The organism is Thermogemmatispora sp. (assembly GCF_019683635.1).
Lineage (GTDB): Bacteria > Chloroflexota > Ktedonobacteria > Ktedonobacterales > Ktedonobacteraceae > Thermogemmatispora.
In genome coordinates this window covers 1-11477 of record NZ_JADGIA010000176.1, presented here as the reverse complement: position 1 = coordinate 11477, position 11477 = coordinate 1, and the positions used below count along the sequence as shown (strand labels likewise).

General features: G+C 63.5%; 7 protein-coding genes. 1 reads left to right on the top strand and 6 read right to left on the bottom strand.

What is annotated here, in order from left to right; genetic code table 11:
* The 6 genes from IRZ31_RS16685 to IRZ31_RS16660 form a co-directional block, all read right to left on the bottom strand.
* Positions 1 to 2255: serine/threonine-protein kinase (locus IRZ31_RS16685; protein ID WP_297155667.1), on the bottom strand; the 2255-nt coding region annotated here is incomplete at its 3' end.
* Positions 2256 to 3169: 914 nt separating this feature from the next.
* Positions 3170 to 5233 (bottom strand): serine/threonine-protein kinase, encoded by a 2064-nt coding sequence (locus IRZ31_RS16680; protein WP_297155665.1) that lies wholly within the window; start codon positions 5231 to 5233, stop codon positions 3170 to 3172.
* A 364-nt stretch (positions 5234 to 5597) separates the two neighbouring features.
* Positions 5598 to 6845, bottom strand: a complete 1248-nt coding sequence (locus IRZ31_RS16675; protein WP_297155663.1) for an MFS transporter — start codon at positions 6843 to 6845, stop codon at positions 5598 to 5600.
* Between the two features lie 588 nt (positions 6846 to 7433).
* Complete coding sequence (locus tag IRZ31_RS16670) at positions 7434 to 8702, bottom strand: serine/threonine-protein kinase (protein WP_297155661.1); 1269 nt, start codon at positions 8700 to 8702, stop codon at positions 7434 to 7436.
* Between the two features lie 424 nt (positions 8703 to 9126).
* Positions 9127 to 9372: a preprotein translocase subunit SecG gene (gene secG / locus IRZ31_RS16665; RefSeq protein WP_228026566.1), complete on the bottom strand. Its 246-nt coding sequence runs from the start codon at positions 9370 to 9372 to the stop codon at positions 9127 to 9129.
* A 146-nt stretch (positions 9373 to 9518) separates the two neighbouring features.
* Entirely contained in the window at positions 9519 to 10094 is a 576-nt protein-coding gene (locus IRZ31_RS16660) for a hypothetical protein (RefSeq protein WP_297155658.1), read from the bottom strand.
* Positions 10095 to 10610: 516 nt separating this feature from the next.
* On the opposite strand from IRZ31_RS16660, the gene IRZ31_RS16655 reads away from it, so the two are divergent.
* Complete coding sequence (locus IRZ31_RS16655) at positions 10611 to 11306, top strand: MBL fold metallo-hydrolase (protein ID WP_297155656.1); 696 nt, start codon at positions 10611 to 10613, stop codon at positions 11304 to 11306.
* Positions 11307 to 11477 lie beyond the last annotated feature (171 nt).

The following is an 11477-nucleotide window of genomic DNA, read 5'->3' as shown; positions in this document are numbered from 1 at the left end:
CCCCCGTCTGCAGAACGCAAGAGCTGGCGCACCCGCTGCAGGGCCTGCCAGATCTCCTCGTCCTCCGGCGCATAGCGTCGGGCGCGCTCCAAATCGGCCAGGGCGTACTGAGGTCTCCCTTGCACTTCATAGAGGCGGGCCCGTTCCCGATAGAAGGCCGGATCATCGGGACGGAGGCGAATGGCCTCACTAAGAGCATCGATAGCCGCCTGGAACTGGCCCAGATCGGCATAGAGCAGGCCGCGGTAATAGTGGGCCTCGGCTGCCTCGGGGGCCAGGCGGATGGCCTCGTTGAGATCGGCCAGAGCCGGCTCCAGCTCGCCCAGCTCCGCGTAGAGCACAGCCCGATAGAGGTAGGCCACTACCAGAGCGGGATCGAGGCGCAGCGCCTGCTCGAAATCGGCCAGGGCCTCCTCAAACTCGCCTCGTTGCCGGCGCAGGTTCCCGCGATGGGCATAGCTGAGCGCGTCGGCAGGGGCCAGGCGGATGGCCTCGTTGAGATCGGCCAGCGCACGATCAAAGTCGCCCTGCTCCTCATACAGGCTGGCGCGCTCGCGATAGGCCAGGGGATCGGTCGGCGCCAGGCGAATAGCCTCGTTCAGATCAGCCAGGGCCTGCGCCTCCTCTCCCTGGCGCCGCAGCAGCAGGGCGCGCTGCAGATAAGCCTCAGCCTGCTGCGGATCGAGGCGGATGGCCTGATCGAAATCGGCGCGTGCCTTAGCAGGCTGACCCAGAGCTGCGTAGACTTCGCCGCGCACCAGAGCGGCGGCGGCATCGCTGGGGTCGAGGCGGATAGCCTCGTTGAGATCAGCCAGCGCCCGCTCAAGATCGCCCTGTTGTTGATAGAGGGCGCCGCGATGGAAATAGGCCGGAGCATGCGCGGGATCGAGGCGCAGCGCTTCTGTATAGTCGGCGATCGCTCGCTCTCGTTCGCCCAGCTCCTCGTAAGCGTTGCCGCGATTGAAGTAGGCTGGGGCATAGCTGGGATCGAGGCGGATGGCCTCATTGAGATCCGCCAGGGCCTCCCTGGGACGACCAAGCTCCAGATAGATGCGCCCGCGATTGTTATAGCTCACCGCCCGTCCCGGCTCCAGGCGCAGCACCGTCGTATAGTCCTCCAGCGCCTGCTCCAGCCGGTCTTGTTGCAGCGCCAGGAAGCCGCGATGATGATAGGCCGTCGGATCGTCGGGCGCCAGACGGATAGCGGCATTGAAGTCGGCCAGGGCCTCCTCATAGCGCCCCAGTTCGGCGTAGACCTGACCCCGCCGGTTATGGGCGTAGACATTGCGCGGATCGAGACGCAGAGCTTCGCTGAAGGCCGCCAGCGCCTCCTGCCATCTGCCGTAGCGCGCGTGCTCGTTGCCCTGCTGAACCCAGACCTGGACCAGCTCGCGCTCATTGGGCACGGCCACCTCCAGGGCCGAGGCCGCCCGGCTGAGGGCCTCAGCAAAAGCCTGTACGGAAGGAAAGCGCTGAGCCGGGTCAGCCGCCAGGGCCTGCATCAGCACCTGCTCAACCGCCGTGCTCAGCTCCGGCGCCCTCGCCCGCAGCGGCTGAAGCGCTCCGCCCTCCTCCAGGCGCCGCGGCGGGCTGCCCGTCAGCCATTCGTAGCAGAGAGCTGCCAGCGCATATTGATCGCTGGCCGCCACAGGCTGACCAGCCTGCTGCTCAGGAGCCTGATAGGGAGAGGCTGCCAGCCCGGCCTCGCCGCTGAACGACGATCCGGCCCCGCTCGTGAAGCGCTGCACCAGCGACCAGAGGCCCACCTCGCTCAGCCAGAGCTGCTCGTTGTCGCCCAGCAGCACGTTCTCCGGCTTCACATTAGCATGCAGCCAGCCGGCCTCGTGGGCGGCCTGCAGCGCCGAGGCGAGCTGCGTCGCGTAGCGCACCACCATCACCAGGGGCAGGCGGGACCCGTAGGGATGGCGCGCGCGCAGAGAGCCGGCGGCCACATAGGGCATGACCACAAAGGGCAGCCGCCGCGCGCGGTCGTAGCCGTAGTCCAACAGCGGCAGTAGCTGCTCATGGCGCAGTTGGCTCAAAGCCTGCAGAGCGGCGAGCCAGGCCGGCAGCTCTGCCTCGCTGAGCGAGAGACCGTCTAGCGTCTTGAGGGCCAGCAACGGCGGCGTTCTCCCCGCAGCCTCCCCGGCAGTCCGGCGGGCCAGATAGACCTGACCCAGGCTCCCCTGGCCAAGGAGACCTGTCAGCTGATAGCGCTCAGCAAGCTGGACCCCTGTCAGATCCTGCTGTGGCATAATGCTTCTCCTCCTCTGCCCGACGCCGCGGCGCCGCAGTTGCCGCGGGGCTGGGCGCATGCTCTCCCTGGGCCTCGCAGCTAGTATAGAGAAAGCGCCCGGACAAAGGCAAGGGGAGTCAGGCCGGTGGCTGGCGCCCAGGCCGGACCCGCTGATTCAGCGCAGCGAGCCAGGGCGGCGGCGCCTCTCCTGCGTGAGTGGAGCTGGCAGCCGATACGCCTGGCCGCGCTCCAGCGTCAGCGTCTCTCTGCGCCCGGCTCAGGAGCGTCGGAGGTGAGCCGATCGACCTGCTTCAGCCCACCAGCTTCCCTTGTTCAAGATAGGGCATACCAGGGCTGGAACAGGCCACGGCGTTGGGGAAGTTGAGCGCGGCCAGGCCCAGGAGCAGCGCGCCTTTCTGGCAGGAGCGGAGACCGCGCCGCGGATAGGCCACGCCGATGCCGAACCCGCTGGCTCGGCTGCGACCGAACAGAGCGCGCAGCTCCTCGGGCGACAGCTCTTGCGTATCTTCTCCTCATCGCTGCTGAACCGCTGCCTTGACGCCTGTCAAAGCGACTCATCATCTACTGCCCCATTACCTTATACAATGCCAAACTGCACCGCCTTCGCCGTTCGCTTCGCTGCTCACTGGATAGAAAGCTAGCCGCTGCCCGCAGAACAACAGGGGATCACGATCGGTCAGCTCCGCCCTGCCCGCTCTGTCGGCGGGCGCCTACGCCAGATCGATCGGCTGTGCCGCAGAGCAATCGGCGCAGTCGGGTGAGCTGGCTCGTGCGCGCGCGGGCCTGGTCTCCGAGCCAGAGAGCGGAGGAAAAGGGAGTCAAGAGCCAACGACCGTGCGAGCGGGGCGCCCGGAAGCGAGCGGACTGGACTCGCGGGCCGGCCCGAGCGCGGGAGCACGAGCAAGAAGGGATTCAGCGGGCCTCGCGCCGCCGTTCCTGGCGCAGCCGATAGAGCGCCTCCTCGCGGCTGGCGCGCACCAGCCGATTACTCGGGTCCAATTGCAGCGCGCGATCGTAGTCCAGAATCGCCCGCTGATAGTCTCCCAGGCGGAAGTAGGCCACACCCCGATGGCGATAGCTCTCGGGATCGTCCGGGCGCAGCTCCAGCGCGCGATCGTAGTCCAAAATCGCGCGGCGGTAGTTGCCCAGGCCGGCGTAAGCCAGGCCGCGGTAGACGTAAGTGCGTGCCAGACAGGGAGACAGCTCCACCGCCCGATTGAAATTCGCAATGGCCTGCTCGTACTCCTGCAAAGCATCGTAAGCCATGCCGCGCCTGATGTACGCCTCCACGTAGCCGGGATCGAGCTCCAGAGCGCGCTCGAAATCCTGGATCGCCTGCTCATAGTCCTGCATCTCATAGCGAGTCAGGCCGCGATTGTAGTATACCAGAGCGTAATCGGGCTGGATCTCCAGAGCGCGCTCATAATCCTCCAGGGCCTGCTCATACTCTTGCATATTGCGATATACTGTTCCGCGATTATTATAGGCGTTAGCATAGAAAGCATCCAGCTCAATGGCGCGTGTCAGATCGGCGAGAGCCAGCTCATGCTCGCCCAGTGCATCGTAGGCATTGCCGCGGTTATTATAGGCCAGCGTATACTCAGGGTTGAGGCGGATAGCCTGACTGAAATCGGCGATAGCCTGCTCGAAATTGCCCAGGCAGCAATAGGCATTGCCGCGATTATTATAGGCATCGACATGGGAGGGGTCGAGCTGCAGCACACGGCTATAGTCAGCGATGGCCTTCTCATACTCCTGGAGGCGGCGGTAAGCGCGGCCCCGGTTAAAATAGGCCTCCAGATAAGTCGGGTCCAGCTCCAGGGCGCGATCGAAATCGGCGATGGCCCGGCGCTCATCGCCCAGAGCGCAGCGGGCGTAACCGCGTCCGTTATAGGCGATGGCCTGCTGAGGATTCAGCTCCAGGGCGCGGTCGAAATCGGCGATGGCCTTCTCTGGCTCCTGGAGCTGCAAATAGCAGCTACCGCGGTTCATATAAGCGTCGGCGTAGGCGGGGTCCAGGGCGAGCGCCTCCGAGAAAGACTCAGCCGCCTCCCGATAGCGGCCCTGAAAATAAAAAGCCACCCCATCGTCAAAGCACTCCTGGCGGCTGCGCGGCTGGATGCGCGGCACATAATTGAGCACCAGCAGGGAGCGGGCGGCGCGCTCCAACTCATGAGCGAACTCGCTCACACTGGCGAAGCGGCCCTTGGGGTCCTTCGAAAGCGCGCGCATAATGACATACTCGATCTCGGGCGAGAGGTCTGGCACGCGCTCCAACAGAGAAGGGGGAGGAACCTGAGAATGCTGAGCGTACAGCTCATAGAAGGTTCCATCGAAAGGCGGATCGCCGCAGAGCCACTCGTAGACGATCACCGCCAGGGCATACTGATCGCTGGCGCGGCTGGTGCGTCCCATAAACTGCTCCGGGGCCATATAATGGGGCGTCCCGGCGATGCCGGCGTTCTGCTGCTCCAGAGGGGTCTGACCCGGAGGCGTCTGCACGATCACCGAGATCCCGAAGTCGGTCAGCAGGATACGGTCCTCCTGATCCAGCAGCATATTTTCCGGCTTCAGGTCGCGGTGAATCACATTTTCATCGTGGGCATACTGCAGAGCATCGGCGAGCTGATGCACATAGTGCAGCACCAGCTCCAGCGGCACACGCGTTCCCTGGGGATGGCGCTGGCGCAGGGTGCCATTGGGAGCGTAGTCCATCACAATGAAAGGCACCCCGAGCGCCTGCTCGACACCGAAATCCTGGACCGCCACAATATGCGGATGCCGCAGGCGGAAGAGGCGGGCCTCATTGACCAGGTGGCGCAGCGCCTCATAGTTTAGACCGGTGTGTAGTACCTTCACCGCCACCAGATGCTTGCGCTGAGTATGCTCGCCCAGGTAAACCTGGCCATAGTTCCCTTGCCCAAGCAAGCGGAGGAGGAAATAATTATCGAGCTGTCTCCCCGAGTGATCAACCATCGTGCCTGTTCTCTTGCCTGTGCTTGCAAGCCCTGTGTTGGGCGGACGTCCCCATCTTACGCGGCCTGTCTGGCTAAATGCTGACCCTGGCTGGCTGCTGGCTAACAATCTACCAGCATACTTATTGTAGGAGAGAGGAGAAAGCTCGTCAAGTACTCGTAAGACTCTGAAAGTGCCTGCTGCTCAGTTCTAGCGCGGCCACGTGTCGGTAACGTCATGTCGTACAAGATAGCTCCTGACGAGTAGCTAAAAATTTGTGAGTTGTGCATAAAAAAACGGCAAGCCAGTGTCGCCCGGCGCCCCCTGGCTGGACCAGAGTGGCGCGCGGGCTGTACACTGGCCGCCTCACACCGCGCTCCTCGTCCTAGCGCTGGCTTCCTCGCCAGCGGCTCCAGAGGAAGCGCAGGCTGGCCATCAACAAGCCGCAGCCTGCCAGAAGCGCGAGCGCGCGATAGAGCGAGCGATAGCTCATTTCTCCTAATCCCAGCCCGAAGAGGGGAAAGAGCGTCACCATCGCCGCACTAAAGAGGCCCGTCTGCAGAGAGAGCACCGTGGCCCGCTGGGCCTCGGGACTGCGCTCGTTGAGCCAGGTACTCACCACTGGCTGCCAGAGGGCGTAAGCCCCCTGGAAGAGCACCAGGAAGCCTGCCAGGCTAAGCGGCACCAGCGGCACACTCATCAACAGCAGCCCGCCGGCCAGCGCCAGCAGCAGCCCGGTCAGCAGATGGCTGCGTCTCATACGGGCCAACAGCGCAGGCGCCAGGGCCGTACAGCCAAAGCTGATCACCTGGCTGGCGGCGATCACCAGGCCCACCTGGGCCAGCGTCAGCCCCAGGCTGCTCAGATAGAGCTGATGATAGTAATAAATGGTCAGCCCACAGCCCTCGACCAGGCCCGCCAGCAGAAGCAGACCGACCAGCACCCTGTCGCCGCGCACCGCGCGCAATCCCTGCAGCAGATGCCGTAGCGGTTGCCGCTCGCTGGTTCCGCGCTCCTCGGGCAGCGCCAGCAGGGGCAGCAGCGCAAGCACTGCCAGGGCGGCCTGAACCAGAAACGGCAACGCCTCCTGCACCTGGCCGAGCAGCCCGCCGACGCTCGTGCTGGCGGCCTCCGCCACCAGGGCCAGCAAATACATGCGGCTGATCAGGCGGCTATAGTAGCCCTGTTGCTGCCCCTCATGAGCGACCAGGCGCCGCGCCAGGCCCCAGAGCAGCGCCTCCTCGGCGCCGCCGCGGAACGCAAAGGCCAGACCCCAGAGCACAAAACTCAAGACGATCGACGGCCAGAGCGGAAGCGATAAAAAGAGCATTGCAGCTGCTGACAGGCTGCAGTATATAAAAAGACTGCGGCGCCGCCCCAACAAATCCGCGTAAATCCCCGTTGGAATCTCTGCGCACAGCTTCGTCACATGCAGGGTCATCTCCAGCAAGCCGATGACCAGCGGGCTATAGCCGTGGCGTGCCAGATAGATCATCCAGACCGCGCTACTCAAAGACGCATTCGTGGCCAGATTATAGCCATCATAGGCCAATAAGAGCCGCAGGCGGGCGCCGCGCGACAGAGGTCTCGCTGGCAGAGCTTCCTCTCCCTGGCACTCAATCCGCTTCTCCATGATTCAGGTCGTTCCTTTCCTTTCTACATCACGTACTCTTGTCAGCCATTGCGTCCCCAATGGACGCTCCACCTGAAAGGAACCGGCCTGGCGCAGCAGCCCGGAGAGCCAGAACCAGGCCAGGAGGCGACGATAGAGGCGCAGCAGCCCGAAAGAGAGCGTCCCCGTCGGTCCTGAACTGGAATGAAAACCTGGGCAAGGCAGAGAGGCTTAATGGAGAGCAGACAAAGGAGAAGAGCGAAAGAGGAGAGGCGCACCGTCCCGCAGCGATCGCCGCAACTGGCTTGCTCAGCAGCGCGCCGGGCGGCGTGGCGGGAAGTGCAGGCAACGCGCGGCCCAAAAAGCACCCATCAGCAGAACGCTGTCCTGCTTACGTGCTCATCCTGGTGGCGCTGCTCCTCTCTTCTGCCGCATAAGCTGCGCCAGGCCTATGCGGCTGGAGCATGCGCGATATGGGTCGGGCGAATAGCGTCGCTGCGCAGCGAAGCCGTACGTAACTCAACGCTGGCAGCAGAGCAAAGAGCTGTAGCCATCACGATCGCGAATGGTAACACAGGCGGAGTCGGCCTGTCAAGGCGTGCAGGATGGTCAGAGGCGAGACGGCGCGGACGACCGTGAGCGCGGGGTGGGCAGCACTCGGGGCAGCAGAGAAGAAGAAGAGGAAGGCAGATGGCCCTGACCCTCATGCTGCTGAGGTGAAGGGGTGACCGGCGTCGCCTGCGCTGGTACCTCAAGCGGGCGCCCTGTTGGCTGACTCAGCGGCAGCGGGCAGCCGGGCAGCACCGGGCGGCTGGGGCGTAGCTGAGGCGAAAAAGCCAGCCAGGTCAGACCGCCGCCGAGCAAGCCGCTGGCTGCCAGGCTGGTCATTCCCACCATCAAGGCCCGTCGCGTCGGGCGCTCGACCTGGCGCTGTGCTAGTCGGTCAGGGACGCGGGGACGCAAAGCCCGGCCCAGAGCCTGCTCATAAGCCCGCACGAACTCCAGCACCGTCGCAAAGCGCGCCTCTGGCCGCTTGGCCAGCGCTCGCTCCACCACGGCAGCCAGCCCCGGCGGCAGCGTTGGCACGCGCTGACGCAGCGGCGGCGGTGGCGCGTGCACGTGCTGAGCCAGCACCTCAGCGGGCGAACCGCGGAAAGGGCACTCCCCGCACAGCCATTCATAGACCACCACTCCCAGCGCATACTGATCACTGGCAAACTGCGGCTGACCAGCCAGCTGTTCCGGCGCCATATAGGCCAGCGTCCCCGCAATGGCCTCCGCCTGCTGCCAGTCCCTCTGATTCTGACCGCTCAAAGAGGCAATGCCGAAATCGCTCAACAAAAGCGAGCCGTCGCGCCCAATTAACATATTCTCTGGCTTAATATCGCAATGAATGCACTGCTGATGATGCGCGTAGTCCAGGGCTGCCCCGATCTGCTGCAAATAGAGCAGAATCGTCGCCGGATGCAAGCGACTACCGCGGGGATGGCGCTGACGCAGGGTCCCCCCAGGGGCATACTCCATCACCAGAAAAGCCGTTCCTCGCTCCTCCAGCAGCACGAAATCGAAGATCCTCACAATATGGGGATGGTGCAGGCGAGCCGCGATGCGCGCCTCCGCGCAGAAGCGCTGCAGCACCTCCGGCTCCAGGTGTGCCTGCAGCAGCTTAATGGCCACCTCGGTCCCCAGATAGCGATGCTCACCCAGATAGACCTCAGCAAAGCCCCCACGGCCCAACAGACGCGCCAGACGATAATGGCCCAGTTCACGGGGTGCTTCCAGCGGCAGCAATTGCTCCCTCTCTCCAGGCTTGCCGCCACTGGAGACGTTCCCGCCCTGGCCCGCCTCGGTCGAGAAACTCAGCGGTTGCTCCATCATGCTCGCCTCCCGCTTCTTGCTTGCCTGCTATGATTGTAGATAGCGCTCATGGAACATGTCAATGTGCTCACACGGAAACAACCAGCCTGAGAAGTGCATCGAATCGCTGCCGATTCCAGAGATTCTGGATAGCCCTACATCTATAAATTCATTTATGCTTATTTATGGCTCAGAAAAAAGCACAGCCGTAGCTTGAGCCTGCTGGCGGGAGAAAGCCCAGCCGGGGGGGAAGAGAATCTAGCAGAGCGGAGGCGAAAAGAGCGCAAAGAACAACTGAGGCAGTCCAGACTGCGGCCCAGGTGCGGCGGAGTAGCAGGCAGGGCTGGAGCCGGGAGTACCGGGCGGGGCGCGGAGCAGCCTTATCGAGCGTGTGCAGGCACAGAGCGGCCTCCCCATGCGCCCCTATCTGGCCGAGGCGACCGATCTAGGCGGGCAGCAGCATCATAACCACCGAGACCAGCGCGAAGAGCACCACAAAGACCACCGTCAAATTAAAGATCAGGCGCTCCACCCCGCGGCGTGTCTTAAAGACCGAGCCGGCGCTGGTTCCGCCGAAGATGCTGCCCAGGCCGGCGCTACGCGCCTGTAGCAAGATAAAGAGAATCACAGCCACAGACAGAATAATCTGAATCACCCGGAGAGCCGGGGCCCAGGCTTGCAACGTATTCAAGGTCCACCCTCGCTTTCATCGCAGGCCATCCATTGGCCAAAACCTTCGTGGCGATTATATCACAGAAGCCTCGCTCCGTCGAGACGGCAGTCATAAAGCAGAAGCGAGGCCGGGCCTGGCCCCAGTGCGCCGCCTGTGCCTGATCCCTACTGAGCCGAGACCAGGCCAGCGGTGTCGGAGGTCGCAACCAGCGCCTGCCGCTGCTGATGGGCCAGGCGGTGGCACTCCGGGCAAAGCACCACATAATTGGCCCGTTGATAGCGAGCCAGCAGAGTCCGCAGCGGGCGACGCGCATGCAGCTCCAGCCTGGTCGTCTCGCGAGCGCAGCGTGGGCAGCGTCCGGCGGCCTCCTGCTGGAGCTGTCCCTGAATGTGGCGCACCAGCTGATTATTGCAGGCATCCAGGCCCACATGAAACAGCATACCGGCCAGCACCAGCCACAGCCAGCGCTGGCGAGTAAGGGCGGCCAGCACCGCCAGGGCGGTCAACGTCCACGGTTGGTGCAGTGGTTTCGGCAGAGGGCCGCGCTGGCGCTGAGGAGTGCGCAGATAGCGCAAAGCCTCGCGCAGGCTCAGGCGCCGGCGAGCTGCCACAAACTCCAGATAGTGGTCGACATCGATCAGAATACTGGCCGCATAGGGCAGCCAGACCTCCTCTTTCAGCCACGGCAGAGCCACCAGGGCCGCCGCCGTTGAAAAGGCTACATGTTCCTCCAGGCGCATAAGATCATCTCATCCATACTTCGCACGAGCCATAGCGCCTTCATCTCCCTGCCCTTTGCCGCCTCTGGGGCCGCCCGCCGCCGTGCCTTGCACCGTGTCTATTGCGCTGTGTGGGCTCTGCTGTAAGCTTGCGAGCGGGCCTGCAGAGCAGCAGCTGAGCGGAAGGAAGAAGCGCGCTTATCGCAGCAGTATAAACCGCGGGCGCAGGCCCCGTCAAGCAAGCCGGCCCTGAAACGCCAGGCGCCGGGCGCAGTAGTACGACGAGTGTCGCGGGAGAGTGAGCGAGCAGGCCGGAGCGGACTAAGCAAAAAAGCCCGGTTGGTAGGAGCTTCCCTTGTAGAAGACCTATCCCTGTGGTACAATGTAATCCGGGCGAGGACTGCAGTCCCCGCCCGAACTTATGTTTTCCATTTCGAACAGTCGACCAGTAAGGCAACACGAGGGGAGTCTGCCAGGCATGAGCGCGTGACTGACGGCTGCCCTCTTCTTGAATTTAGCGGGAGCGGACACCTCCGGGTGTCCTCACATTTTGCAATGGAGATTTCCTGGCTCGGCCACTCCTGTTTTCAGTTGCGAGGAAAACAAGTCACGCTCATCACGGACCCGTTCGCTCCCCAGACGGAAGTCGCCCCGCAGCAGAAGGAGCCTCTGCGCCTGGGTAAAGTCAGCGCCTCGATTGTCACCATCAGTCACGAGCATCCCAATCACAACTATGTCCGCGCAGTGCAGGGGAATCCCCGTATTGTGCGCGGGCCGGGCGAGTACGAGATCAGCGACGTACTGATCACTGGCGTGGCCTCCTATCATGACAATCGGCGGGGGCGCGAACGTGGACGCAATACTATCTATGTCATTCACATAGATGGCATCGTTGTCTGTCATCTCGGTGATCTGGGCCATACCCTGCAGGAAGAGCAGCTTGAGGAGGTCGCCGATGCTGACATCCTGCTGGTGCCCATCGGTGGCGAGCACACCCTCAACGCCTCGCAGGCGGCTGAAGTGATCAGCCAGGTGGTGCCGCGCATCGTGATTCCCATGCACTACTATCCTCTGGCAGCCGACGGCTCGCAGTCGCTGCCTGACGCGCTGGTGACCTTTTGCCGCGAGATGGGCGTGGAGGCGATCAATCCCCAGCCCAGGCTTGTGATCTCACAAAGCAACCTGCCAACAGAGACGCAGGTCGTGATCCTCTCCTGCCGCAGTCTGAGCTGAACGAACGGAAGCGCCTGCGTAAAGGCTGGCTCCCAGAGCCGCAGAGCGGTTCCTCTCCCTGGAGATGGCTCCTGGCCAGCGAACGAGCATGCTGGTTGAGGTGGCAGGTCTGGCGAGCATGGTCTCGGCTATTCTCTGGCCTGGCCAGGCAGTGCTTCGTTGAAAGAGCGC